At 60.0% G+C, this 22,626-nt stretch carries 29 protein-coding genes; 16 read left to right on the forward strand and 13 right to left on the reverse strand.

Going from position 1 to position 22,626, the window contains the following annotated elements:
* Positions 1-277 precede the first annotated feature (277 nt).
* A complete protein-coding gene (locus HF682_RS01755) occupies positions 278-1,027 on the forward strand; it encodes a helix-turn-helix transcriptional regulator (RefSeq protein ID WP_168875534.1) in 750 nt (249 codons plus the stop codon).
* Here HF682_RS01755 and HF682_RS01760 read toward each other — a convergent pair.
* Positions 939-1,601 (reverse strand): acyl-homoserine-lactone synthase, encoded by a 663-nt coding sequence (locus tag HF682_RS01760; protein WP_168875535.1) that lies wholly within the window; start codon positions 1,599-1,601, stop codon positions 939-941. The genes HF682_RS01755 and HF682_RS01760 overlap by 89 nt on opposite strands.
* A gap of 168 nt (positions 1,602-1,769) precedes the next feature.
* Complete coding sequence (locus HF682_RS01765) at positions 1,770-2,441, reverse strand: putative metalloprotease CJM1_0395 family protein (protein WP_168875536.1); 672 nt, start codon at positions 2,439-2,441, stop codon at positions 1,770-1,772.
* Between the two features lie 134 nt (positions 2,442-2,575).
* Between HF682_RS01765 and HF682_RS01770 the strand changes: the two genes are divergently transcribed.
* The 3 genes from HF682_RS01770 to HF682_RS01780 all read left to right on the forward strand — a co-directional run bounded on the left by HF682_RS01770 (position 2,576) and on the right by HF682_RS01780 (position 4,569).
* The gene (locus HF682_RS01770) at positions 2,576-3,667 is read left to right on the forward strand and encodes a PLP-dependent cysteine synthase family protein (protein ID WP_168875537.1); all 1,092 of its coding nucleotides are present in this window, start codon (positions 2,576-2,578) and stop codon (positions 3,665-3,667) included.
* A gap of 146 nt (positions 3,668-3,813) precedes the next feature.
* Entirely contained in the window at positions 3,814-4,023 is a 210-nt protein-coding gene (locus HF682_RS01775) for a YgaP family membrane protein (protein WP_168875538.1), read from the forward strand.
* A 3-nt stretch (positions 4,024-4,026) separates the two neighbouring features.
* The gene (locus HF682_RS01780; protein ID WP_168875539.1) at positions 4,027-4,569 is read left to right on the forward strand and encodes an RNA polymerase sigma factor; all 543 of its coding nucleotides are present in this window, start codon (positions 4,027-4,029) and stop codon (positions 4,567-4,569) included.
* A gap of 31 nt (positions 4,570-4,600) precedes the next feature.
* Here HF682_RS01780 and HF682_RS01785 read toward each other — a convergent pair whose 3' ends face one another.
* Genes HF682_RS01785 through HF682_RS01805 form a run of 5 tightly spaced genes read right to left on the reverse strand, consistent with a single transcriptional unit; the run spans position 4,601 to position 7,826 of the window.
* Complete coding sequence (locus HF682_RS01785) at positions 4,601-5,428, reverse strand: SDR family oxidoreductase (RefSeq protein WP_168875540.1); 828 nt, start codon at positions 5,426-5,428, stop codon at positions 4,601-4,603.
* A 34-nt stretch (positions 5,429-5,462) separates the two neighbouring features.
* Positions 5,463-6,035: a TetR/AcrR family transcriptional regulator gene (locus tag HF682_RS01790; RefSeq protein WP_168875541.1), complete on the reverse strand. Its 573-nt coding sequence runs from the start codon at positions 6,033-6,035 to the stop codon at positions 5,463-5,465.
* Between the two features lie 59 nt (positions 6,036-6,094).
* Positions 6,095-6,463, reverse strand: a complete 369-nt coding sequence (locus tag HF682_RS01795) for a M15 family metallopeptidase domain-containing protein (protein ID WP_168875542.1) — start codon at positions 6,461-6,463, stop codon at positions 6,095-6,097.
* A 44-nt stretch (positions 6,464-6,507) separates the two neighbouring features.
* Complete coding sequence (locus HF682_RS01800) at positions 6,508-7,518, reverse strand: cation diffusion facilitator family transporter (RefSeq protein ID WP_168875543.1); 1,011 nt, start codon at positions 7,516-7,518, stop codon at positions 6,508-6,510.
* Positions 7,515-7,826: an ArsR/SmtB family transcription factor gene (locus HF682_RS01805; RefSeq protein WP_168875544.1), complete on the reverse strand. Its 312-nt coding sequence runs from the start codon at positions 7,824-7,826 to the stop codon at positions 7,515-7,517. Before HF682_RS01805 ends, HF682_RS01800 begins: the two co-directional genes overlap by 4 nt.
* A 133-nt stretch (positions 7,827-7,959) precedes the next feature.
* On the opposite strand from HF682_RS01805, the gene HF682_RS01810 reads away from it, so the two are divergent.
* A complete protein-coding gene (locus HF682_RS01810; RefSeq protein WP_168875545.1) occupies positions 7,960-8,418 on the forward strand; it encodes a hypothetical protein in 459 nt (152 codons plus the stop codon).
* A gap of 2 nt (positions 8,419-8,420) precedes the next feature.
* Here HF682_RS01810 and HF682_RS01815 read toward each other — a convergent pair whose 3' ends face one another.
* Positions 8,421-9,359 carry a LysR family transcriptional regulator gene (locus HF682_RS01815; protein WP_168875546.1) on the reverse strand — a complete coding sequence of 313 codons (939 nt, stop codon included), beginning with the start codon at positions 9,357-9,359 and terminating at the stop codon, positions 8,421-8,423.
* Positions 9,360-9,524: 165 nt separating this feature from the next.
* On the opposite strand from HF682_RS01815, the gene HF682_RS01820 reads away from it, so the two are divergent.
* From HF682_RS01820 to HF682_RS01840, 5 genes are all read left to right on the forward strand, one after another.
* A complete protein-coding gene (locus tag HF682_RS01820; protein ID WP_168875547.1) occupies positions 9,525-9,812 on the forward strand; it encodes a putative quinol monooxygenase in 288 nt (95 codons plus the stop codon).
* A gap of 24 nt (positions 9,813-9,836) precedes the next feature.
* Positions 9,837-10,853: a zinc-binding alcohol dehydrogenase family protein gene (locus tag HF682_RS01825; RefSeq protein ID WP_168875548.1), complete on the forward strand. Its 1,017-nt coding sequence runs from the start codon at positions 9,837-9,839 to the stop codon at positions 10,851-10,853.
* Between the two features lie 26 nt (positions 10,854-10,879).
* Positions 10,880-11,416, forward strand: coding sequence for a YbhB/YbcL family Raf kinase inhibitor-like protein (locus HF682_RS01830; protein ID WP_168875549.1), 537 nt, complete (start codon positions 10,880-10,882; stop codon positions 11,414-11,416).
* A gap of 215 nt (positions 11,417-11,631) precedes the next feature.
* Positions 11,632-12,117: a YajQ family cyclic di-GMP-binding protein gene (locus HF682_RS01835; RefSeq protein WP_168875550.1), complete on the forward strand. Its 486-nt coding sequence runs from the start codon at positions 11,632-11,634 to the stop codon at positions 12,115-12,117.
* Between the two features lie 4 nt (positions 12,118-12,121).
* Entirely contained in the window at positions 12,122-13,453 is a 1,332-nt protein-coding gene (locus HF682_RS01840; RefSeq protein ID WP_168875551.1) for a sigma-54-dependent transcriptional regulator, read from the forward strand.
* Between the two features lie 30 nt (positions 13,454-13,483).
* Here HF682_RS01840 and prmB read toward each other — a convergent pair whose 3' ends face one another.
* The 5 genes from prmB to HF682_RS01865 form a co-directional block, all read right to left on the reverse strand.
* Positions 13,484-14,389 (reverse strand): 50S ribosomal protein L3 N(5)-glutamine methyltransferase, encoded by a 906-nt coding sequence (prmB, locus tag HF682_RS01845; protein WP_205881968.1) that lies wholly within the window; start codon positions 14,387-14,389, stop codon positions 13,484-13,486.
* Positions 14,390-14,421: 32 nt separating this feature from the next.
* Positions 14,422-15,081 carry a MarC family protein gene (locus HF682_RS01850; protein WP_168875553.1) on the reverse strand — a complete coding sequence of 220 codons (660 nt, stop codon included), beginning with the start codon at positions 15,079-15,081 and terminating at the stop codon, positions 14,422-14,424.
* Positions 15,082-15,089: 8 nt separating this feature from the next.
* Complete coding sequence (dapE, locus tag HF682_RS01855) at positions 15,090-16,217, reverse strand: succinyl-diaminopimelate desuccinylase (RefSeq protein WP_168875554.1); 1,128 nt, start codon at positions 16,215-16,217, stop codon at positions 15,090-15,092.
* Positions 16,218-16,248: 31 nt separating this feature from the next.
* Positions 16,249-16,593 (reverse strand): ArsC family reductase, encoded by a 345-nt coding sequence (locus HF682_RS01860; RefSeq protein WP_168875555.1) that lies wholly within the window; start codon positions 16,591-16,593, stop codon positions 16,249-16,251.
* Positions 16,594-16,695: 102 nt separating this feature from the next.
* Positions 16,696-17,871, reverse strand: coding sequence for a PilT/PilU family type 4a pilus ATPase (locus HF682_RS01865; protein WP_168875556.1), 1,176 nt, complete (start codon positions 17,869-17,871; stop codon positions 16,696-16,698).
* A 165-nt stretch (positions 17,872-18,036) separates the two neighbouring features.
* On the opposite strand from HF682_RS01865, the gene HF682_RS01870 reads away from it, so the two are divergent.
* From HF682_RS01870 to HF682_RS01895, 6 genes are read left to right on the forward strand one after another with little or no spacing between them, the layout of a single operon-like run.
* Positions 18,037-18,606 (forward strand): GNAT family N-acetyltransferase, encoded by a 570-nt coding sequence (locus HF682_RS01870; protein WP_168875557.1) that lies wholly within the window; start codon positions 18,037-18,039, stop codon positions 18,604-18,606.
* A 56-nt stretch (positions 18,607-18,662) separates the two neighbouring features.
* Positions 18,663-19,226, forward strand: coding sequence for a cob(I)yrinic acid a,c-diamide adenosyltransferase (locus tag HF682_RS01875; RefSeq protein ID WP_168875558.1), 564 nt, complete (start codon positions 18,663-18,665; stop codon positions 19,224-19,226).
* Entirely contained in the window at positions 19,226-20,092 is an 867-nt protein-coding gene (locus HF682_RS01880; protein ID WP_168875559.1) for a 3',5'-nucleoside bisphosphate phosphatase, read from the forward strand. Before HF682_RS01875 ends, HF682_RS01880 begins: the two co-directional genes overlap by 1 nt.
* An 18-nt stretch (positions 20,093-20,110) precedes the next feature.
* Positions 20,111-20,740: an L-threonylcarbamoyladenylate synthase gene (locus HF682_RS01885; RefSeq protein ID WP_168875560.1), complete on the forward strand. Its 630-nt coding sequence runs from the start codon at positions 20,111-20,113 to the stop codon at positions 20,738-20,740.
* Positions 20,741-20,744: 4 nt separating this feature from the next.
* Complete coding sequence (locus HF682_RS01890; RefSeq protein WP_168875561.1) at positions 20,745-21,374, forward strand: site-2 protease family protein; 630 nt, start codon at positions 20,745-20,747, stop codon at positions 21,372-21,374.
* A gap of 43 nt (positions 21,375-21,417) precedes the next feature.
* A complete protein-coding gene (locus HF682_RS01895; RefSeq protein WP_168875562.1) occupies positions 21,418-22,620 on the forward strand; it encodes a tryptophan--tRNA ligase in 1,203 nt (400 codons plus the stop codon).
* Positions 22,621-22,626: the final 6 nt, after the last annotated feature.

The following is a 22,626-nucleotide window of genomic DNA, read 5'->3' on the forward strand; positions in this document are numbered from 1 at the left end:
AGGTTGGCAGCACTCTCAAGTGCCACAATCCGCACGGCATGCCACAGATGGGGTAAAGTGAAGCCAGACTCAGCGCACAGATGGGCAAGCGACACCCCGTCTGGAGTTGGAACCATTCAGAAGATGGGGTGAATGCGTGTCATGCAGCGTACATGATAAGCATTTACGATCCGCACTACTGCACCATGCTTCATGAATGGATGGTCGGGTCAGACTTCTAGCGGGGAAAATGATGAACACTTCTGGACTGGAATCCATTCAACCCATGCTGTCCAGCATGTCGTCCCAACAAATGCAAAAGGTGCTCTCCTGGCTGCTGGAAATCAGCCAGATTCAGGATCAAGCCCACTTGATCCGCTTCTGCCAGAATTTGCATGATGATTTGCCCATCCGCAGCATGGCCATCGCATTCGGCAAGATCAACCAGCGGCAGGAAGTCAGCGAGATTGATCAGCTGATCAATATCAGCTACGCCCAACAATGGTTCAACTGCTATCAGGAGAATGGCCTGGCCAAGAGCGACCCCGTGCTGAACACTTTGCCCAAGTCGCCACAAGCCAAGGTCTGGTCTGACATTTATGCACAGGTCAGCACGCCGGAGCAGAAGACGTTTGTCACCGCGGCGCGTGATTTTGGACTGGAACAAGGCATGAGTTTTGGCCACTTTGCGCCGCGCGAAGGCCAAGCCAGTTTTCTGTCGATCGCCACCACCCCCAAACTGACGCCTGACATTGCCGCAATCTTGATGAGCCTGGCCCCTCACCTCAATCTGGCGGCCTTGCGCTCGCGTGAACCGAATGACCCCGTTCAGGCCGGTGCGCTCAGCAGCCGGGAAAGCGACATCCTGCAATGGATGAAGTTCGGCAAAACCAATTGGGAAATCGCCATGATCCTGGGCATTTCCGAGCGCACCGTGAAGTTTCATGTCAGCAACGTGATCAAGAAACTGTCGGCAAACAATCGCGCTCACGCGATTGCATTATCAATGCGTCAGGTGCGATCCGGGCATGGCGTAGCCAGCGCCTGAAACGCTCCCCCATATTGGGCCAATCCAGAAACCCGGCGATGGACAGCACGCCGCCGTCCATCACTCGGGGCTCGCCTGCCGCCGTACCCGGCAAGCCCGCCTGGCAGGCCCGCAGAAAGTAGTTGTACTCCGTCACAAAGTAGGTTCGCTCTACGCCGCGTTGCCGGGCCCAGCAGTACATGCCGATATACAGCAACTTGCTGACTTCCGGCAGGCGGTTGCCTTGCGCATTGCGCACTACACCCATGCGGGTGACTTCAGCAGTCCGGGCTGTTTTCTCTATATCGCGGGCGCTCGGCATCAGGCACAGGAATTCATGCTCCAACATGAAAGGCTCGTCGCTAGGGGTAAGCCGCATGCACCCAACTGGGCGTTCCGCACCATCCAGAACCAGAAAATTATCTGACCACAGGTCGTAACGGTCATCATCCAGCCCATCCTCACGAGCAGGCAGCCAGCCCAGCTCATCATGGAAAATCTGGTGGCGCAACTCATACTGCGTGCGCAAGTCACGTGCATTGTCGATCTGAATCAGCCGGTACTCACCCAGTTGCAGCGGGAAATCCTGAAACATTGCCATTCTCCAGTTGTGGTGCGGATCCGGACGGATGCGCAGGGCCACTGTAAGGCGAACCGGAAAACGGCGGAGCTGCTCTTTGTAGCAGTTGTGAAATGTTGAATCGTGGCTATGATTGAATATTACGCTCAGTAAAAATGAACAAGTACTCACCCATCAGCGGGATCAAGCCTGTACTTGCACCCGGTTTCCACGCGGGTTTGGCTCCGGCAGATAAAAGCGGTTGATCTCTTCGGCGGTCAGTACCCTGCCATTGCCGGATACCGGGGGTGAGCTGGCGGCCTGATACTGCTCACGCCGGGCCTCGGCCTCCAGCTGGCTCGCCGCGGCTGCGACGGCACGATCCTGCGGTGAGGGATCGGCAGGCGCCAGTGCGGCAGCACGGGCGGCCCGTGCAATCGACAAGGTTTCTTCCGGTGAACGCCCTTTACTCAGGCGGATGGATACTTCACCGCTAACGGCGTAGCTCTGCCCATCTGGCCCACGGGTAAAGCCATAGCTGGCACCACCGATGGCCAGACCGCCGCTGGCCGCAATATGGGCTTGCTCATGACGGCGCACCGCCTGATCCTGCTGCTTCAGGTCTGCCACCTCAGCCTGTTCTGATTCCGTGAGTGCGGTGGCTTGCCCACTCGCCTCTTCGGCCGCTGGCGCCCCCTCTTCCGGGGAGGTGGCTGACCTGGCCAAGCCTTCCGACGACAGCGTCACCTTGCTGCCCAGGCAGCCTTCGCAGCCACATCCTGATGAGCACGTCGCGGTGGTGCCGTTAGTTGCGATCTGCCTTGCTGGGGTCGACACCTGCAAGGCAAGCGCAGTGGTAATGGAGCCCAGTTCCATGGGCAATCACCTTCGCCAGGATGATGATGACAGTATGCGCTTTTCACATGCTGAAACAAAGTCTTGCGGCCAGACGGTCGTCCTGCGGCGCCGTTTCAGGCATACTTGTGGCATAAGCTTATTCCGGAGTTGCCATGAGTCACCGCCGTTGGGTTCAGGATGCCATCCGCAAGATTGAAGCGGACTTTAATCGCTCCGCCGACACCCACCTGATCACCCTGCCCCTGCCGGGTTTTCCGGGCATTGATGTCTACCTGAAGGACGAATCCAGCCATCCTACCGGCAGTCTGAAGCACCGTCTGGCCCGCTCACTGTTCCTGTATTCGCTGTGTAATGGCTGGCTGCATGCCGGTAGTACGGTGGTAGAAGCCTCCAGTGGCTCGACGGCCATTTCGGAAGCCTATTTTGCACGTTTGCTGGGCCTGCCATTCATTGCCGTGATGCCGGCCACCACGTCGCCCGACAAGATTGCCGCCATCGAATTCCAGGGGGGCCGTTGCCATCTGGTGCAGGACCCGACCGCCATCTACAGTGAATCCGAGCGCTTGGCCCGCGAGAACAATGGCCACTTCATGGACCAGTTCACCTACGCCGAGCGCGCGACGGACTGGCGCGCCAACAACAATATTGCGGAGTCCATGTTCCAGCAGATGAAGAAGGAACCACATCCGGTTCCGCAGTGGATCGTCACCAGCCCGGGGACTGGCGGTACCACGGCGACGGTCGGGCGCTATGTCCGCTATCAGCAGCTGAATACCCGCGTGCTGTGTGCCGATGCGGAGCAGTCGGTGTTCTTTGACCACTATGTCAGTCGCGATCCGGACCTGAAACTGGAGTGCGGCTCACGCATTGAAGGTATTGGCCGCCCACGGGTGGAAGCCTCATTCATTCCGGACGTGATCGACGCCATGGTGAAAGTACCCGATACCGCCTCACTGGCTGCGATGCACTACCTCGCCAAGCGTCTGGGGCGCAGGGTCGGCGGGTCGACTGGCACCAACTTCATCGGCGTGCTGCTGGCTGCACAGGCCATGCGCCAGGCAGGTGAGACCGGCTCGATCGCCACCATTCTGTGTGATGGCGGTGAGCGTTACTCCTGCAGCTACTACAATCCGGAATGGCTGCAGCAGCGCGGCTGGGACCTCAGCGATGCGCAGTCCACCATCCAGGCCTGTGCAGAACAGGGTACCACTCTGCCGTGGGACATCCGCAGCAGCGGTTTGTAAGCAGAGTTTGATCCGCCCGCGCCGATGGTCGTGCCATGAGGCGGGCGAGTCTGAAAAAAATGTCATCCGGCGCGCACCGTTTTGCGATCAAGCAGCCTCTTTGCAGATGAGGATGTCCTCTCCCCATCATGTTCAAGGAGGTTGCCATGTTTTATGCAAAGAATTTACCCCATTGGGAGCGCGTACTTCGCGTGCTGGTAGCGGTCGCCGCCACCGGTTATACCGTTGTGAACTGGAGCCACTCGGTATGGGCGGTTGCAGCAGGCTTGAGCGCCATCACACTGGCCTTGACTGGACTGGTCGGCTTTTGCCCGATGTGTGCCGTGGCCGGGCGTAAACCCGTCCACAAGGGATAAGCCATGATCACAGGCGTGATGGAGCGTGACCTGCTGGTTCGGGCCGCACAAACGGGTGACCCGGCCGCGATTTCACAGCTGCTGGCACAATGCCAGCCCGATGTGAGGCGTTATGCCCGGCGCCATTGTCACGCCAGCGATGTGGATGATGCGGTACAGGAATCACTGCTGACCCTGTCCCGCAAGCTGGGTGGGCTGAAGGCAGCGATTGCCTTCACCGCCTGGCTGTCTACGATCATCAAGCGCCATTGCATGAAGTTGGCGCGCATCACGCTCCGGCTGGATCCGCTGGATGAAGAGGCCATAGCGCAACAACTGACCAGCCGCACGGACATTTCACTGCGCATCGACCTGACACACGCGCTGGAGTCCCTGCCCGAGCATTATCGAGAAGTCATCCTGCTGCGGGACTTTGAAGCATTGACCATTGCGGAAATGGCCGCGCAACTGCGCGAATCGCCTGGCGCCATCAAAAGCCGCTTGCACCGCGCCCGCGAACTGATTCGCGAGTACCTGCTCAGCGAGAGCACATCGCACGCGGGCTGACCATCCGCATGCGCCATGTATCAAAGTGCACTTATGCTTGCTCGGCCGGCTGCGGTGCAAAGCGCTGTTGCATCATGTGCAGGTAACCCGCTTCACCAAGTTGCTCGCGCGCAGCCAGCAGCGCTAGCGCATCTGCCCCCACCACATAGCGGACCCGCTGTCGTTCACCATCCGTCACCGCCGTGTAGATCACATCCGCCACCGCCTCTGGCGTGGAATAGTACCCTTGCCGCTGTGAAAATGCCTGCCGCACCTGAGTGACATATTCATGATAGGGGTGATCGTCCCCCTGATAGGTCAAACTCAGCGAGCGACCTGCAAAGTCGGTTGCCACCCCGCCCGGCGCCACGAATTTGCTCTGGATGCCCCAGGGCGCCAGCTCATAGTGCAGGGCCTCACTCAAGCCCACCACGGCATATTTGGTAGCATGGTAGACGGCATTGAGCGGCATGGTCACCAAACCGCCGATGGAGGCGATGTTGACGATCACCCCTTGTTGCTGGGCACGCATGGCAGGCAACACGGCACGGATGGTCGCCATGACACCCTGTACGTTGGTTTGCCACTGCCTTTCCAGCAAGGTTTCACTGGCGGTTTCCAAGGGGCCGAATGCACCAAATCCGGCATTGTTGACCAGCGCATCAATGCGACCAAAGCGCTGCAGGGTTTCCGCCATTACAGCAGCAATCTGCGTGGGCTGAGTCACATCCATTGCCATGACGGCAATCGTGTCCGGCAGAGGATGCGCTTCTGGCTGTCTCATGGTCGCCACCACCTGCCAGCCTTTGCTGGCAAACAATACTGCTGCAGCCCGGCCAATCCCGCTGGAACAACCGGTTATCACAATCACAGGTTTCATTATCGAATTTCCATTCGTTTAAAAGGCAAAAAAATCAGGCGCAGAGTGCATCCCAGCAAAGGGAAAACGCCGCCTGACGGAGGTCGGGTCCATCTGACAGTACACCATCCTGAATCAAACGGCTGAGGTCGCGTACCGAAGACTGCACAGACGCCATCAACAAAGGCAGCGGCAGTGGCTTCAGTTGTTCGCTTTGCTGACCCGCCAGCAGCAGCTCGGCAAAGAAATGCTGCATATTGCTGCTTAGCTCACGACTGCTCGCACTGAGGAAGGCCGAGCTGTGGTACTGCTCCATGAACACCAGCTCCTGCGGGTACTGCAAGCGGTTGTCCACCATATTGTGCCAGATGGTGCGGATGCGCGCTTTCAGCGGCTTGCCAGGGTCATCCTGTGCAATCAAGCGCTGAAAACTGCGGCTTTTGGCCTGCTGGTAGAGGCTGTCCAGCAGGTCTTGCTTGGAGGGGTAATACACATACAGGGTGCTGGCAGCCAGGCCTGCGGCACGGGCGATATCCGCCATTTTCAGCCGCAGCAGCCCCTGCTCCTGTACCAGCTGGTAGGTGGCCTGTTCGATGGCGGTTTGCTTGAGATCGTCCTTGGGTCGCATGAACGGCACTATAACCGAATTTAAATTCGCTTTAAATACCGTTCATCCTTTTACATGCCTTAGCCTTGCAGCAGGGACCATGCGTACTCGTCACCCCGGTTCGCCGCCAAACCGACCAACAGCGTGAAAATCCGTTGTGGATCATCCTTGATCCATTGCTGCAGTTCGCCCATGCGCTGCTGCGCAGGATGCTCCGGGCTCACCGCGCCCACAGCTGCGGCTTGCTGCTCCAGCTGGTTGATGTCACGCAGCGGCAGCTCTGGATAATGCTTGAGGATGGCCTCAAAGATAACCAGGCGATACGCCGGGGGCAACAGCTGCGCGTCCAGCAGCATGGCGGTACGAATGATCTCGCCCACCACCGCCGACTTGACGGAGAGGACTGGCTGCTGCTTCTTGCTGACTTTCTTTTGCCGGAAAATGGCCATGATTGCTGTCTTTCAGTGATTGCTGGCGCGATGATACCTGAAGCTCAGCGCACCTGGGCTTCATGCAGGCTGCAATGATGCTGCACCGCCCCCTGCTCCACCTGCAAGGTGCAATGCTGGATGCGATAGCGGCTACGCAACATTTCGGCCATCTGCTCCAGCATGGCATCGCTGGCCCCCTGAGGCATGACCAAGTGCGCGGTCAACGCCGTCTCCGACGTACTCATCCCCCAGATATGCACATCGTGCACCCCGGTCACCCCCGGTAGCGCACCCAGGGTGTCGATCACCTCTTGCGGCTGGATGTGCTCTGGCACGGCATTAAGGGCCAGCCGCACCGAATCCCGCAGCAATCCCCAGGTACCCCACACAATCACCCCCATGATTACGAGACTGATCACCGGATCGATCCAGTACCAGCCGGTCCACCACATCAGCACCCCGGCCACCACCACACCCGCCGACACCGCCGCATCGGCCGTCAGATGCAGGTAGGCGCCCCGCTGGTTCAGGTCACCCTTGCTGCCCTTGATGAACAGCATGGCCGACAGGCCATTGATGACGATACCGATCAAGGCCACCACCGTCACGGTCATGCCGGCGACCTGCGGTGGCTCACCCAAGCGGCGCATGGCCTCCCAGGCAATCCCGCCACACGCCAGCAGCAGCATCAATGCATTGGCCAGCGCCGCCAGAATGGAACTGCTACGTAAGCCATAGGTGAAACGGCTGGACGGAGTACGCCGCCCCATCCAGGCGGCAGCCCACGCCAGCAGCAAGCCCATCACGTCCGACAGGTTATGCCCGGCATCTGCCAGCAAGGCGGTGGAATTGGCAAGCACCCCATAGACAAACTCTACGGTCACGAACACGGCATTCAGGCCCACGGCCAGTGCAAACAGGCGGTTCACTTCTGCGGGCTGTGGCAAACCATGGTGATGACCATGGTGCCCATGCCCATGCCCGTGGTCGTGGTCGTGGTCGTGGTCGTGCGGATGAGCATGCCCATGCTGGCAGCCCGCGTGGGAAGCGGTTTCATGGCGACGGTAGCTCATGCCAACTCCCCTTCCCCATCCGGCTCGGCCAGATGCTCCAGCAGATCGCTGATCATGCCGCTGATGTGCTGGTCAGCCGCCATGTAAAACACCTGCTTGCCTTGCCGCTCAGCGCGCACAATGCGCGCGGCCTTCAGCAAGCGCAAATGGTGGGACACCAGCGAGCTGCTCAAGCCCAAGCGCTCGGCCATGGCCGTCACCGGCACCGGCTCCTCCAGGCAGCTCATGACCACGCGCAAGCGGGTGGGGTCTCCCAGCAAGCGAAACAGATCGGCCAGTTCGGCTACATCGACATCATGGATTGGCATGCGCTCACCGCAAACAATTAAACATATATTCAAATGTTACATGTTATTCATCCCTCCATCAAGCCCGCCCGCATGGCCATCCGGACAGGGCACGACTGGTGGATCAGGCCAACATCCTTTATCGTTCCGGGGCATGGATGATTTTGAACTGTCACGCTATCTGCAAGCGTCGCCGGATGCCACCCAGCGCGGCCCGCTGGAGACGGTGCTGGCCTATATTGCGGCATTCCAGGCCTGGTCACGTGACTGTCATCACTGGGCGCGCCACCATCGAGAACGGGTTGCCGAGCTGCAAAGCGGCCCCGCCCGTGACGCTTTGCGCCAGATTCAGCAGGTGTACTGCACACTAAAGCATCGCCCCTTCCAGCGGGACAGCAGCGGCTATTACTTCTATGGGGGAACAGCAGATGCCAATCCGGATGGGGCACAGTTGACGCAACAGGACAAGCGCTCCGCCACAGTCCAGACCCTGCGCCGTCCCCCGCATGCACCGGCGTTCCGCTTCAGCCTGAAAAAGCAAGGTCAAGTCTGGCGTATCTGCAGCCTGGAGCGCCTGAACGGATGCGGAACATGGGAAGCGGATCGACTGTAGCCCTAGCCTCGGCGGGCAGGCAGCAACCCCGCAGTGGACAGTCGGGACAGCACGTCTGCACAGCGCTCCGTCAGAAATTGCCGCAAGGTCTGCACCAGCGGGCTTACTTGCCTGCGCCCGGCACAGAGCAGATTCAGCGGCACCGGCTCCCCAGCCCAGTCAGGGCATAGGGCAACCAGGCGGCCTGCCAGCAGGTCTTCGGCCACATCCAGCGCCGACTTGTAGGCGATACCCTGCCCATCCAGCGCCCAGCGGCGTACCGCATCGCCATCATCCGTACTGCGATTGCCGGTGACCTGGAACGACACTTCACGGCCCTGCGGGAAAAACCGCCAACGGTCATAGACCACATCGCCGTGCTGGTACGTCAAACAGTTATGCGCGACCAGCGCAGCCGGTGTGGCAGGTTGACCATGCCGTGCAATATAAGTGGGCGCTGCACACAGCACCCGTCGATTATCAGATGCCACGGGCAAGGCCACCAGCGAGGAGTCCGGCAAAGTGCCATAGCGCAGGGCCAGGTCTACCGGCTGCCGGTAGACATCCGCCAGCCGGTCTGTCACCAGCAGCCGTAACTGCAGCTCCGGATGCTGCTCTTGAAACTGGTCCAGCCAGGGCAACACCACATTACGCCCCAGATCGGACGGCAGGGAGAGCTGCAATAACCCTCGCAATGCCCGGATGCCGGTCAACGCGGCCTCACGCCCGTCGGCCAGCAACTGCAATGCCTGTCTGCAGTGATCCAGGTATATCCGGCCCTCGGTGGTCAGGCGCAGGCTGCGGGTCGACCGCAAGAACACCGCCACCCCCAGCTCAGCTTCCAGTCGCTTGATCGCCATGCTGACAGCAGCGGGCGTCATGTTCAGTCGTCGTGCCGCGGATGAGAGGCTGCCCAGGTCCGCAGCCAGTTGAAAGATTTCCAGATCGCGCAAGGTTTGCATGCCGGGATGATAAGCCCGCCCCACGTCATTTTCAAATAGTGATTACAAGTCAATCAATCATCAGTGTGTTTTTTTAAAAATTAACTTGCCGCATGATGCTCCCGAAACGTGACCCGCCCAACCGACTACCCGGCAAGTGGGGTCCGCATCAGCCAAAGGATCATCATGCCCCTGAGTATCATCGCCACAATTGTGGCTCATCCAGAACACCGTGAAGCCGTCGGCACCGCGCTGCGTGACATGCTGGCGCCCACCCGGGTCGAACCCGGCTGTCAGCAATATGACCTGCATGTGGATCAAGCCGACCCACTGTGCTGGGTCATGATTGAACGCTGGGCAGATGCCGCTGAGCTGGAAGCACACCTGCACAGCCCGCACATGGCTCGTTTGCAATCCGCCATTGCAGGCAAGGCCGCTGGCATCGACATCCAGCGCCTTGACCTTATTGCCTGAACCTACCTTTAAAGGAGTATCACCATGAAAGCCATTGCTTACCAGAAGAACCTGCCCATTACCGACCCTGCCTCGCTGCAGGACATTCAACTGCCCGAACCGGTGGTCACCGGCAGCGACCTGCTGGTCGAAGTCAAAGCCATTTCCGTCAACCCCGTGGATTACAAAATCCGGGTCGGACGCCCGGTAGGGGAAGGACAATGGGGCGTACTGGGCTGGGACGCGGCCGGTATTGTCCGTGCAGCAGGGCCTGATGCCGTGCTGTTCAAGCCGGGTGACCGGGTCTGGTACGCGGGCGACATCGCCCGCCCCGGCAGCAATGCCGAGTTGCAGCTGGTGGATGAGCGCATAGTCGGCCACATGCCGGAGCGTCTTGGCTTTGCCGAAGCGGCGGCCCTGCCGTTGACGGCCATCACTGCCTGGGAACTGTTGTTTGACCGCCTGGGCGTCGTACCCGGCAAAAGCCCGTCCCAGCAATCGCTGTTGATTGTGGGTGCTGCAGGCGGGGTGGGCTCCATCCTGACGCAGCTGGCACGTCGTCTGACCTCGCTGAATGTCATTGGCACTGCTTCACGCCCGGAAACCCAGGCCTGGGTTCGTGAACTGGGCGCGCACCATGTCATTGACCATCAACGTCCTTTTGCCGAAGAGCTGCAACGTATTGGCCTGAAAAACGTCACCATGGTGGCCAGCCTCAACCACAGCGACGATCACTTCGCCCAAATCGCCGACATCATCGCTCCGCAAGGCCGCTTTGCACTCATTGACGATCCCAAGTCCCCTTTGGACATCATGAAGCTCAAAGCCAAGAGTATTTCCCTGCACTGGGAGCTGATGTTTACCCGCTCGCTGTTCAAGACAGAAGATATGATTACCCAGCACCGCCTGCTGGATGAAGTGGCCGCACTGGTCGACGCCGGCGTGATCCAGACCACGGTCGCCGAGCACTTTGGCACCATCAATGCCACCAACCTGAAGCGCGCCCACACCATGCTGGAAAGTGGCAAGGCTCGCGGCAAGATTGTGCTTGAAGGCTTCTGAACCCACCCGCTTCTTTGGAGGACTTGATGAAATTACTGTTTGCCACACTGACCATGAGCTTTTCCCTGTCTGCCCATGCCGCTGACTTCACCCTGAGCAGCACGCAAATTGCACCGGGCGCGGCCATCCCTGCAGCGCAGTACGCCAACGCTTTCGGCTGCACCGGTAACAGTGTCATGCCGGACCTGCAGTGGCGCAATGCCCCGGCAGGCACCAAGAGCTTTGCCGTGACCTTCTACGATCAGGACGCCCCCACGGGCAGTGGCTTCTGGCACTGGGTAGCCTATGACATCCCGGCCACGACACAGTCTCTGCCCGGTGGGGTCAACGCGGGCCCTCTGCCTGCAGGGACCATTGAAGGCAATACGGATGTGGGCCAACCAGGCTTCTTTGGCCCCTGCCCGCCCGCAGGCCGCCTCCATCATTACACCTACACGGTACACGCGCTGAAGGTCGACAAATTGCCCGTCGGCAAAGGGGCCACCGCAGCGCTCGTGGGTTTCTTCCTCTGGCAGCACAGCCTCGGCAAAGCCAGCTTCACCGTAACCGCCGGTCCGCGCTGAGCGCCACCAGCAGGGCCACATGCCGTGGCCCTGCCCCCTCCCCAAGCCCTGCCTCCTCACTGCAAACTACCACCCCGTCCCACCAGCATCACACGCCTTGCCCTGTCTGACGGGTGAAGCCCGCACAGACATCAGGTAAACTGCATGCCGCGCACCGTCTGTCGTGGCGGGCGTCTATAGTACATATTGCATACCCGTTTTCCCCAGGAGTACACATGCCCTCTTTTGACGTTGTTTCGGAAGTCAATCTGGTTGAAGTCCGCAATGCGGTTGACCAAACCCAGAAAGAAGTCGGCACCCGATACGACTTCAAGGGCACCGACGCCCGCGTGGAGCAAAGCGAGAAGGTGCTGACCCTCTATGCCGATGCAGAATTTCAGCTCGATCAGGTGAAAGACATCCTGCTGCAGAAACTGGCCAAGCGTCAGGTAGATGTGCGCTGCCTCGACCACGGCAAGATCGAGAAAGTCAGTGGTAACAAGGTCAAGCAGAGCATTACCGTCAAGGAAGGCATCGACAGTGAGCTGGCGAAAAAGATCGTTCGCCTGATCAAGGATTCCAAGATGAAGGTGCAAGCCGCCATCCAGGGCGATGCGGTGCGCGTGACCGGCGCCAAGCGGGACAATCTGCAGGAGGCTATCGCGCTGATCCGCAAGGAAGTCACCGATTTCCCGCTGCAGTATCAGAATTTCCGCGATTGATGCCATGAGTGCGCTGCCCATTCTGGTGGTGGAGGACGATGCGGCCTTGCGCGAGGCCATTGTCGATACGCTGGAGCTGGCGGGCTTTGGCACCGTTACCGCCAGCGATGGCCGCGCGGCGCTGCAACTGCTGGCACAGCAGCCCGTCGGCATGGTTGTGTCCGATGTTGCCATGCAGCCGATGGATGGCAACCAGCTGCTGCGTGAGGTCAAGGTGCAGTGGCCGCACCTGCCAGTGTTGCTGATGACGGCTTATGGGGTGATTGAACATGCCGTTGCCTCGCTGCAGGCCGGCGCTTGTCACTATCTGCCCAAGCCGTTTGCGCCGGATGCGCTGGTCAGCCAGGTCACCCGCTTTGCCCTGGCCCAGTCGCCGGGTGAAGGCAGCGACATGCTGGCGCACGACCCTGCCACCCTGCAGCTGCGGCAATTGGCCGAGCGGGTGGCTCAGAGTGATGCCACCGTGCTGATCAGCGGCGAATCCGGCACCGGCAAGGAAGTGCTGGCCCGCTTCATCCACCAGCACAGCGCGCGTCGCAACAAGCCGTTTATCGCCATCAACTGCGCCGCCATTCCGGAAAGCCTGCTGGAATCGACCCTGTTTGGTCACGAAAAAGGGGCGTTTACCGGCGCAGCGCAAAGCCATGCCGGCAAGTTTGAGCAGGCCCAGGGCGGCACCCTGCTGCTGGATGAAGTCTCAGAAATGCCGCTACCTTTGCAGGCCAAGCTGCTGCGCGTCCTGCAGGAGCGTGAAGTCGAGCGAGTGGGCGGCAGCAAGCCGATTGCGCTGGACATCCGGGTGTTGGCGACCAGCAACCGGGATATGGCGAGCTGGGTCAAGGAGGGCAAGTTCCGTGAGGACTTATTCTACCGTCTGAACGTATTCCCCTTGCCCTTACCCAGCCTGCGCGAGCGGCCGGGCGACATCGTGCCGCTGGCGAAGCAAACCCTGCAACGGCTGGCGAGTGGTCAGGGCCGCCGGTTTACTGCAGCTGCGGAGGCGGCCTTGCGGGCTTATGCCTTCCCCGGCAATGTGCGCGAACTGGAAAACGTGGTGCAACGGGCGCTGATTCTGGCGCCGAATCCGGATATTGATGCCGCCGACTTGATGCTGCCGGGCGGTGTAGCCGCTGTGTTGACCGAACCTGCCGCAGAGGGCAACAAAGGCGAGATACCCAGCAATATGCGGGATCTGGAGCGCCAGCACATTCTAGACACGCTGGCCGCTTGCCATGGCGTACGGCGACTGGCGGCCGAGAAGCTGGGCATGAGTGAGCGCACGCTGCGCTACAAGCTGGCGCAGTTTCGTGATGAGGGCTGGGTCGAGGCAGAATGAGGGCGGAGCCCCGCCCTCACCTGTCGACCCTCAGTAGCCCGCCTCTACCAGCTCTTCCCGCGTCAGCAGAAAGACAAACTGGTCCCCGCTGGCGGTATCCAGCCAGGTGAACGGCAGCTCCGGGTAATCGCCCTCCAGCACGTCGCGGTTATGCCCAATCTCCACCACCAGCACACCACCGGGGATGAGGAAGCGGCTGGCTTCGGCAATGATCTTGCGCGTCGCATCCAGTCCGTCGTCCCCACTGCCCAAGGCGAGCTCAGGCTCGTGCAGGTATTCCTGCGGAAGCTCAGCCACCGATTCGGCATTAACATAGGGGGGGTTGCTGATGATCAGGTCGTACTGCTTTTCCGGCAGATTGCTGAACAGGTCAGAACACATCAGGTTGATGCGCTCGCCCAGGTCATAGTCGCTGACATTGTGCTCCGCCACCGCCAGCGCATCCGGCGACAGATCAACGGCATCAACCTCCGCATTCGGGAAAGCCTCTGCCAGCAAAATGGCGAGGCAGCCCGAGCCCGTACACATGTCCAGCGCGCTGACCACTTCTTCAGGCTCATTCACCCACGGGGCCAGTTGCTCACGCAGCAGCTCGGCGATGAAAGAGCGCGGCACAATCACCCGCTCATCCACATAGAAGCGGTACTCACCCAGCCAGGCCTCGCGGGTCAGGTAGGCTGCCGGCACCCGTTCATCCACCCGACGATACAGCAGGTGCAGCACCGATTGCAGCTCCCCCGGTGTCAGCCGGGCATCCAGAAACGGCTCCAGCTGGTCGAGCGGCAGATGCAGGCTGTGCAGAATCAGATACGCCGCTTCGTCATGTGCATTGGTCGAGCCATGACCAAACACCAGCCCGGCTTCATGAAAGCGGCTGATGGCAAAGCGCAAGACATCGCGCACGGTATGCAGGCTTTGCCTAGCTTCGTTGAACAGGGAAACACTCATGATGAACTCTTCAGATGAAATCAGCCACGCAGGCCCGGCAACAGGGTCAGCAAGCCTTCGGCAATAAATTCGACCGCCAGCGCGGCCAGGATCAGGCCCATCAGGCGCGTGGCCACGTTGATGCCCGTACGGCCTACCACACGGGTAATCGGGGTAGCCAGCTTGAAGGCCACCCAGGTCAATATCCCGATGGCCACACCCGAGCCGATCAAGCCCAGGTACTCGTACCAGTGGTCTGCCTTCTGGGCATAGACGATCACCGTCGAAATCGTTCCCGGACCGGTCAGCAAGGGAATCGCCAGCGGTACCACGGCAATACTGTGCCGTAATTCAGCCTCCGAGGTTTCCTCGGGCGTGGTCCGGCTACCGCCCATTTGCGCATTGAGCATGCTGATCGACATCAGCAGCATGATCAGGCCACCCCCCACCTGGAAGCTGGCGACCGAGATGCCAAAGAACGCAATAATGCTGCGCCCAAGCAAGGCCGACACGATGATCACCATCGCCACCGTCACGGCGGCAATCTTGATGGTCCGGCGCTTTTCGCGTTCATTTTGCTGCGTGGTCAGGCTGACAAAAAACGGAATCGCGCCAAAGGGATTGACCAGTGCCAGCAGGGCAACAAAAGTCTTCAGGCTATCGAGCACAAAGACATAAGCATGCGGGTTGAATCGGTTCATGCTGGCTTTCAGCCGAGCAAACGGCACAGGGTTTGATAATAAATCCCGGAGAGGCGTGGCAAATCGTCCACCGCCACACACTCATTCACCTTATGAATGGTAGCGTTGATCGGCCCGAATTCCACCACTTGTTTGCAGATACGGGCAATGAAGCGGCCATCCGAGGTACCACCAGTGGTGGACAGTTGCGCCTGTACCCCGGTTTCGGTTTCAATCGCCGCCTGCAGGGCACGGGAAAGCTCGCCCGGTGCGGTAAAGAACGGATTACCCGAGAGGTTCCATTGCAGATCGTATTCCAGCCCATGCTGGTCCAGCACGGCATGCACCCGCTGCTTGAGGCCATCCGCCGTTTGCTCGGTGGAGAAACGGAAATTGAACTGCACGTTCACCGAGCCCGGAATGATGTTGGTCGCCCCTGCTCCGCCGTGGATGTTGGACACCTGCCAGCTGGTCGGCGGGAAGTAGTCGTTGCCACGATCCCACTCCATCCCGGCCAGCTCTGCCAGCGCCGGGGCCAACTGATGGATCGGGTTACGCGCCAGGTGCGGGTACGCGATATGCCCCTGGATACCCTTGACGGTCAGGTTGCCGGAGAGCGACCCACGCCGGCCATTCTTGATGGTGTCGCCAAAGCGGCGGTCCGACGTCGGCTCACCAACAATGCAGTAGTCAATCGACTCACCCCGCGCCTGCAGCAGGTCCACTACCTTGACCGTGCCATCGGTGGCCACCCCCTCTTCGTCCGAGGTAATCAGCAGGGCAATTGACCCCTTATGATCCGGGCACTCCGCCACAAAGCGCTCAATGGCGGTCACAAACGCCGCGAGCGAGGCTTTCATGTCTGCCGCGCCGCGACCATGCAGCATGCCCTCTTGTACCGTCGGCACAAAGGGATCGGTGGTCCAGTCATGCAAGGGGCCGGTCGGCACCACATCCGTATGCCCGGCAAAACACAACACCGGGCCATCCGTACCACGACGCGCCCAGAAGTTATCCACCCCATTGCTGTGCAACTTCTCCACCACAAAGCCCAGCGGCAACAGGCGGCTCAGCATCAGGTCCTGACAGCCGCCATCCACGGGGGTCACCGAGTGACAAGCAATCAATTGTTCGGTCAGGGCCTGCGTCGGGTTCATGGTGGTTTTCCAGATCAAAATAAGGGAAGGCTCAGGCAAACAGGCTGGTGTAGGTATCCGGGTCAAACCCCAGCGTCACGCGGCCGTCTTTGACCAAAACCGGTCGCTTGATCACAGAGGGCTTATCCAGCATCAGGGCTATCGCCTGCTCGGCGCCCGTGATGGCGGCCTTGGCTTCATCCGGCAGCTGCCGCCAGGTGGTCCCGGCACGGTTGACTAGTTTTTCCCAGGGTTGCTGCTGCAGCCATTCGCGCAGCAGGGCTTCTGTCACGCCCTGCTTCTTGAAATCATGAAACGGTACCGCATGACCTTGTGCCGACAGCCAGTCGCGGGCCTTTTTGACCGTGTTACAGTTGGGAATACCGTAGAGCATCATGGGATATCGTCCAGATCATACAGGGTTGCAGGATGGCAAGCGGGCGGCCACTGGCCGCCCGCAATGAAACCCGCCCTCCGGCTTCATGTCAACCGGAAAAGCTCATTCATCCACTTTCAGGTCGAAATCAAAGCTGACATCGCCCTCATCCTTGGGGGCTGCAACCGGGCGAGCAGGCGCACCCGCAATCTGTTGTGCCTCTTCCACCTTGGCATGGGCCTTGCCGTCGTTATTGATCTTCCAGGCCAGGTTGGTCGGGCTGTCGGCGTTGGCCAATGCTTCCTGCAAGGTGATCCGGCCTTCCTTGTAAAGAATGAACAGCGACTGCTCAAAGGTTTGCGAACCCTCAGACACGCTGTTTTCCATCGCCTCACGGATCAGGTCGATCTGACCGGTGCGGATCAACTCTGCCACGCGCTGCGAGTTGAGTAGCACTTCCACGGCAGGCACCAGTTTACCGTCCACCCCCTTGACCAGCCGCTGCGAAATCACCGCCTTCAACGACACCGACAAGTCCAGCAGCAAGCTGGGGCGCGCCTCGTGCGGGAAGAAGTTGATGATGCGGTTCATCACATGGTAGCTGTTGTTGGCATGCAGGGTGGAGAGGATCAAATGCCCGGCCTGGGCATAGGTCAGCGCGTGCTGCATCGCCTCCCGGTCGCGGATTTCACCAATCATCAGCACATCCGGCGCCTCCCGCATGGCGTTCTTCAGCGCATGGGAGTAGGTCTGGGTATCAATGCCGACTTCGCGCTGGTTGACGATGGACTTGCGGTGTTCAAACACGAATTCGATCGGATCTTCCACCGTCAAAATGTGGCCGCTCTTGCTGCGGTTACGGTGCTCCAGCATGGCGCTGAGCGAGGTGGACTTGCCGCTGCCGGTCGAGCCCACCACCAGGATCAGGCCCAGCTTGCCCATGATCAGCTCTTCCAGTACCGGCGGCAGGTTCAGCTCGGCAATGGTCGGCGCGTGGGAGCGGATGTAGCGGATCACAATGCCGATTTCACCGCGCTGTTTGAAGATGTTGACCCGAAAATTACCGACATCCAGTACCGGGTAGCCGAAATTCATCTCCCATTCGCTCTCAAAGCGGGCAATCTGGGTGGAATCCATCAGCTGATAGGCGATACGCTTGATCTGGTCGCCATTGAACACTTGCTGATTGACGGGATGAATCACCCCTTCAATCTTGATCTGGGCTGCCGCGCCTGCCGTAAAGAACAGGTCGGATGCACGGCGGTCAGCCATCAGTTTCAGCAGTGGCGTAATGTCCATGATGCTCCCTAACACGCACTAAAGCACGGTTTTATACATTGGCTGAGACTTTACCACAGTATAACGTCATGTGGAGGGCAGCCCGCTCCAGACTGAATCATCATGTTTTGCTGGACTAAAAATCATGGCATGATCGCGGCATCCCACAACCCGCCAGCCCCCGCCATGACCAACCCGCTTTTATTCAACATCCCGACAAGCCTCCATACCGAGCGGCTCACCCTGCGCTGCCCGCAGGCGGGGGACGGACCGCTGCATCTGGATGCCGTACAGACCTCACTCGCCGAGCTGCGATCCTTGCCGACTTCCTTTCCCTGGAGCCTAGCAGAACCCAGTCTGGACAACTCCGAGCTGTATTGCCGTGAACACCACGCCAAATTCATCCGGCGTGAACGGCTGCTGATGCTGATGATTGAGCGGGATTCGGGGTTATGTGTCGGCTGTTGCGGCCTGCAGAACATGGACTGGGAGCATCCACAGTTCGAGCTGGGCATCTGGTGCCGCAGTAGCCATCACGGCAAGGGATTGGCGCGGGAAGCGCTGCAGGCGGCCATCCAGCTGGCAACATCAACCTTGCATGCTCGCCGTCTGCACGGCCTGATCGAAGCCAATAATCTTTCCAGCCGCAAGCTGATGGACCGCCTGGGTTTTCAGCTGGAAGGTATGCATCCAGAGTTTGCCAAAGCACCGGATGGCACCCTGGTGGACTACTGCAGCTATGCAAAGCGCTACTGAAAGCGCGGCGCCCGTCCCATCAGGTATAATCAGGTTTTATCTGTCTGGACATCCTCATGGGCCATCGGCTTTCCCGCATTACCACCCGCACCGGCGATGACGGCAGCACCGGGCTGGGCGATGGCAGCCGGGTGGCCAAGACGCACCCGCGCATTGCTGCACTCGGCGATACCGACGAGCTGAACAGCCAGCTTGGCGTGCTGCTGTGTGAAGACCTGCCACCCCGCATTCGAGACTTGCTGTCCGCCATTCAGCACGACCTGTTTGACCTGGGTGGCGAGCTGGCGGTGCCCGGCTGGCATTCCTTGCAGGAATCTCACCTGCTGCAGCTGGATCAGGCGCTGGCGGACTTCAATGCTGAGCTGCCTCCGCTCAAGGAATTCATCCTGCCGGGTGGCAGCAAGGCAGCCGCACAATGCCATGTGGCACGCGCTGTCAGCCGCCGTGCCGAGCGCCAGTTGCTGGCCATCGAAGAGGCAGGCATGGCTGGTTCGCTCGCGGCCCGTTACCTGAACCGCCTGTCCGACCTGCTGTTTGTGCTGGCGCGGGTACTCAATCGCCATCATCAGGTACCGGATGTGCTGTGGCAGCCGGGTCGGCATGATGCAGGCAAGGCCTGATGTCCCCTTACGACTTTCACTGCCACTCCACCGTCTCGGACGGCATGCTGAGCCCCACGGCCGTGGTGGAGCGAGCGGCTGCGCGCGGTGTACGGGTGCTGGCGCTCACGGATCACGATGAACTGAGCGGCCTGGCAGAAGCCGCCACTGCTGCCCGACAGTGTGGCATTCACCTCGTCAACGGTGTGGAAATCTCGGTCAACTGGGGCAAGCACACCCTGCACATCGTCGGCTTGGGCATCGACCCCGAGCATGCGGTTTTACGCGATGGCTTGCAGCGCATTCGCAGTGGCCGTACCGAACGGGCCCAGCAGATGGCCGCCGGGCTGGCCAAAGTGGGCATCGAGGGCGCCTTTGAGGGCGCCATGCGCTTTGCTGACAACCCGGACATGATCGGTCGCGCCCATTTTGCCCGCTTTCTGGTCGAGCAAGGACGTGCTCGCAATCTGCAAGCCGTCTTCAAGAAATACCTGACCCCCGGCAAACCCGGCTATGTGCCACATCTGTGGGCCACCCTGCCGGAAGCCATCGAATGGCTGCATGCTGCAGGCGGGCTGGCCATCCTCGCTCATCCCGGCCGTTACGACATGGGCAAAAAGACCATGAACGAACTGGTGGAGATTTTCACCCGTTTTGGCGGCGATGGCATCGAAGTCGGCACCGCCAACCATACGCCAGACTTGGTCGCCCGTTTTGCCCGGCTGGCGGAATCTTTCGACCTGTGGGCCTCGGTGGGCTCAGATTTCCACGGACAGGGCCACTATGGCGATCTGGGCCAGTTCCCGCCGCTCCCTGACTATTGCAAGCCGGTCTGGCAAGCGCTGGGGGTCACCCTGCCTGCCGAAGTACCGGCCACCCTGCCCTGATACGGACCCGCTACCCTCATGTCACAGTTCTTTCAGATTCACCCGGAAAACCCGCAGCCTCGCCTTATTCGCCAGGCAGCGCAGATCGTGCAGGAAGGCGGCGTCATCGTCTACCCGACCGACTCCTGTTATGCGCTCGGTTGCCATATGGGTGACAAGGCGGCACTGGAGCGCATCCGCCAGATTCGCCAGCTGGATGACAAGCACCACTTCACCCTGGTGTGCAATGACCTCTCCGCCATCGCCACCTACGCCAAGGTGGATAACCAGCAATACCGGCGGCTCAAGGCCATTACGCCAGGTAGTTACACGGTGATCCTGCAAGCCACCAAAGAAGTCCCCAAGCGGCTGCTGCACCCGAAGAAGAGCACCATTGGCCTGCGCATTCCTGATCATCCGGTCGCGCTGGCGCTGGTGGAAGAACTGGGCGAGCCCTTGCTCTCAGTGACCTTGCTGCTGCCGGGTGAAGAACAAGCGCCGTTTGACCCCTATGAGATTCGCTCGCAGCTGGAGCGGCAGGTGGATCTGGTGATCGACGGCGGTTACTGCGGCATGGAGCCCACCACGGTGGTCGACCTCACCGACGATGAGCCAGTGCTGATCCGGGCTGGCAAAGGTAGCCTGGCTGCCTTGGGTCTGGAGGAATAAGGTCATGGACTTTCAATTCAAGGACATTTTGCTGTACGCGGTACCTATCCTCTTGGCGATTACCCTGCATGAAGCCGCGCACGCCTATGCGGCATTACGGCTGGGCGACAAGACGGCCTGGATGCTGGGCCGGGTCTCCATGAACCCGATCAAGCATATTGACCCGATCGGCACCATCCTGCTGCCCATTCTGTGTCTGATCGCGGGGGGCTTCCTGTTTGGCTGGGCCAAGCCGGTGCCCGTCAACGCCAACAATCTGCGCAATCCCAAGCGGGACATGTTCTGGGTATCGCTGGCCGGGCCGGGCATCAACATCATCATGGCGGTGTTCTGGGGCTTGGTACTGAAGTATCTGGCACCGGACATGGGCGATCTGGCCCAGCCCATGCATCAAATGGCGTGGATGGGGCTCAGTATCAATGCCATGCTGGCGGCACTCAATCTGCTGCCGATCCCGCCGCTGGATGGTGGCAGAATGCTGATCAGCCTGCTGCCGCGCCCATGGGATCAGATGCTGGAGAAAGTTGTCCCTTACGGCATGTTCATTGTCATTGGCCTGATCCTTACCAAGACCCTGAACATCGCACTGGCCCCTATGCTGTATGTCATCGACCTGATATTGTCGGTGCTGTAATCCAAGCTGTCCGATTGAACTTCACGAAAGAAAGCCTGTTTTCATGTTTGCTGATCGCGTCCTCTCCGGCATGCGCCCCACTGGCGCCCTGCACCTCGGCCACTATCATGGTGTGCTGAAGAACTGGGCCAAGCTGCAGAGCGAGTACGACTGTTACTTTATGGTGGCGGACTGGCATGCGCTGACCACCAATTACGACAATGTGCAGATCATTGAAAACAGCGTCTGGGAAATGGTGATTGACTGGCTGGCGGCCGGTGTCGACCCGAACCAGGCCACCCTGTTCATCCAGAGCCGGGTGCCGGAGCACGCCGAGCTGCACCTGCTGCTGTCAATGGTTACCCCCAATGGCTGGCTGGAACGGATGCCCACCTACAAGGACCAGCAGCAGCAACTGAGCCAGAAAGACCTGAATACTTACGGCTTTCTTGGCTACCCGCTGCTGCAGGCGGCAGACATCCTGATCTACCGGGGCAATATGGTGCCAGTGGGTGAAGATCAGGTGCCGCACGTGGAATTCACCCGCGAGATTGCGCGCCGCTTCAATCACTTGTTTGGCAAGGAACCGGATTACCAGCAGAAAGCCGAAGCCGCCATCAAGAAACTGGGCGGCAAGAAGGGCAAGCTGTATGACGAGCTGCGTACCCGCTACCAGCAAGAAGGCGATGGTGAAGCGCTGGAAGCAGGCCGCGCCCTGCTGGAAGACGCGCAAAACCTGAGCCTGGGCGACCGTGAGCGGCTGTATGGCTACCTGGAAGGCGGCGGCAAGATGATCCTGCCGGAGTCACAACCGCTGCTGACCGCCGCCTCCAAGATGCCGGGGCTGGATGGCCGCAAGATGTCCAAGTCCTATCAGAATACCGTCACCCTGCGCGATACACCGGAGACGGTGGCGAAAAAGGTCAAGCAGATGCCGACCGATCCGTCACGCGTGCGCCGTACCGACCCCGGCAACCCGGAGAAATGCCCGGTGTGGCAGCTGCATCAGGTCTACAGCGACGATCAGGTGAAGAACTGGGTGCAGCAAGGCTGTACCAGCGCCGGTATCGGCTGTATCGAATGCAAGCAGCCGGTGATCGACAGCATGGTGGCGGAGCAGAAGCCGATGCAGGAACGGGCACAAATGTACCAGGATGACCCGACGCTGGTACGCAACATCATCGCCGATGGTTGCGAGCGCGCACGCAAGGTAGCACAGGAAACCATGCGTGACGTGCGCGAGGCGATGGGCCTGCTGTACAGCTAACGGTCC

The organism is Leeia aquatica (assembly GCF_012641365.1).
GTDB lineage: Bacteria > Pseudomonadota > Gammaproteobacteria > Burkholderiales > Leeiaceae > Leeia > Leeia aquatica.

Coding starts and splice junctions, on each gene's coding strand:
- HF682_RS01755 (WP_168875534.1), top strand. CDS start 278: ATGTCGTCCCAACAAATGCAAAAGGTGCTCTCCTGGCTGCTGGAAATC.
- HF682_RS01760 (WP_168875535.1), bottom strand. CDS start 1,601: ATGTTTCAGGATTTCCCGCTGCAACTGGGTGAGTACCGGCTGATTCAG.
- HF682_RS01765 (WP_168875536.1), bottom strand. CDS start 2,441: ATGGAACTGGGCTCCATTACCACTGCGCTTGCCTTGCAGGTGTCGACC.
- HF682_RS01770 (WP_168875537.1), top strand. CDS start 2,576: ATGAGTCACCGCCGTTGGGTTCAGGATGCCATCCGCAAGATTGAAGCG.
- HF682_RS01775 (WP_168875538.1), top strand. CDS start 3,814: ATGTTTTATGCAAAGAATTTACCCCATTGGGAGCGCGTACTTCGCGTG.
- HF682_RS01780 (WP_168875539.1), top strand. CDS start 4,027: ATGATCACAGGCGTGATGGAGCGTGACCTGCTGGTTCGGGCCGCACAA.
- HF682_RS01785 (WP_168875540.1), bottom strand. CDS start 5,428: ATGAAACCTGTGATTGTGATAACCGGTTGTTCCAGCGGGATTGGCCGG.
- HF682_RS01790 (WP_168875541.1), bottom strand. CDS start 6,035: ATGCGACCCAAGGACGATCTCAAGCAAACCGCCATCGAACAGGCCACC.
- HF682_RS01795 (WP_168875542.1), bottom strand. CDS start 6,463: ATGGCCATTTTCCGGCAAAAGAAAGTCAGCAAGAAGCAGCAGCCAGTC.
- HF682_RS01800 (WP_168875543.1), bottom strand. CDS start 7,518: ATGAGCTACCGTCGCCATGAAACCGCTTCCCACGCGGGCTGCCAGCAT.
- HF682_RS01805 (WP_168875544.1), bottom strand. CDS start 7,826: ATGCCAATCCATGATGTCGATGTAGCCGAACTGGCCGATCTGTTTCGC.
- HF682_RS01810 (WP_168875545.1), top strand. CDS start 7,960: ATGGATGATTTTGAACTGTCACGCTATCTGCAAGCGTCGCCGGATGCC.
- HF682_RS01815 (WP_168875546.1), bottom strand. CDS start 9,359: ATGCAAACCTTGCGCGATCTGGAAATCTTTCAACTGGCTGCGGACCTG.
- HF682_RS01820 (WP_168875547.1), top strand. CDS start 9,525: ATGCCCCTGAGTATCATCGCCACAATTGTGGCTCATCCAGAACACCGT.
- HF682_RS01825 (WP_168875548.1), top strand. CDS start 9,837: ATGAAAGCCATTGCTTACCAGAAGAACCTGCCCATTACCGACCCTGCC.
- HF682_RS01830 (WP_168875549.1), top strand. CDS start 10,880: ATGAAATTACTGTTTGCCACACTGACCATGAGCTTTTCCCTGTCTGCC.
- HF682_RS01835 (WP_168875550.1), top strand. CDS start 11,632: ATGCCCTCTTTTGACGTTGTTTCGGAAGTCAATCTGGTTGAAGTCCGC.
- HF682_RS01840 (WP_168875551.1), top strand. CDS start 12,122: ATGAGTGCGCTGCCCATTCTGGTGGTGGAGGACGATGCGGCCTTGCGC.
- HF682_RS01850 (WP_168875553.1), bottom strand. CDS start 15,081: ATGAACCGATTCAACCCGCATGCTTATGTCTTTGTGCTCGATAGCCTG.
- dapE (WP_168875554.1), bottom strand. CDS start 16,217: ATGAACCCGACGCAGGCCCTGACCGAACAATTGATTGCTTGTCACTCG.
- HF682_RS01860 (WP_168875555.1), bottom strand. CDS start 16,593: ATGATGCTCTACGGTATTCCCAACTGTAACACGGTCAAAAAGGCCCGC.
- HF682_RS01865 (WP_168875556.1), bottom strand. CDS start 17,871: ATGGACATTACGCCACTGCTGAAACTGATGGCTGACCGCCGTGCATCC.
- HF682_RS01870 (WP_168875557.1), top strand. CDS start 18,037: ATGACCAACCCGCTTTTATTCAACATCCCGACAAGCCTCCATACCGAG.
- HF682_RS01875 (WP_168875558.1), top strand. CDS start 18,663: ATGGGCCATCGGCTTTCCCGCATTACCACCCGCACCGGCGATGACGGC.
- HF682_RS01880 (WP_168875559.1), top strand. CDS start 19,226: ATGTCCCCTTACGACTTTCACTGCCACTCCACCGTCTCGGACGGCATG.
- HF682_RS01885 (WP_168875560.1), top strand. CDS start 20,111: ATGTCACAGTTCTTTCAGATTCACCCGGAAAACCCGCAGCCTCGCCTT.
- HF682_RS01890 (WP_168875561.1), top strand. CDS start 20,745: ATGGACTTTCAATTCAAGGACATTTTGCTGTACGCGGTACCTATCCTC.
- HF682_RS01895 (WP_168875562.1), top strand. CDS start 21,418: ATGTTTGCTGATCGCGTCCTCTCCGGCATGCGCCCCACTGGCGCCCTG.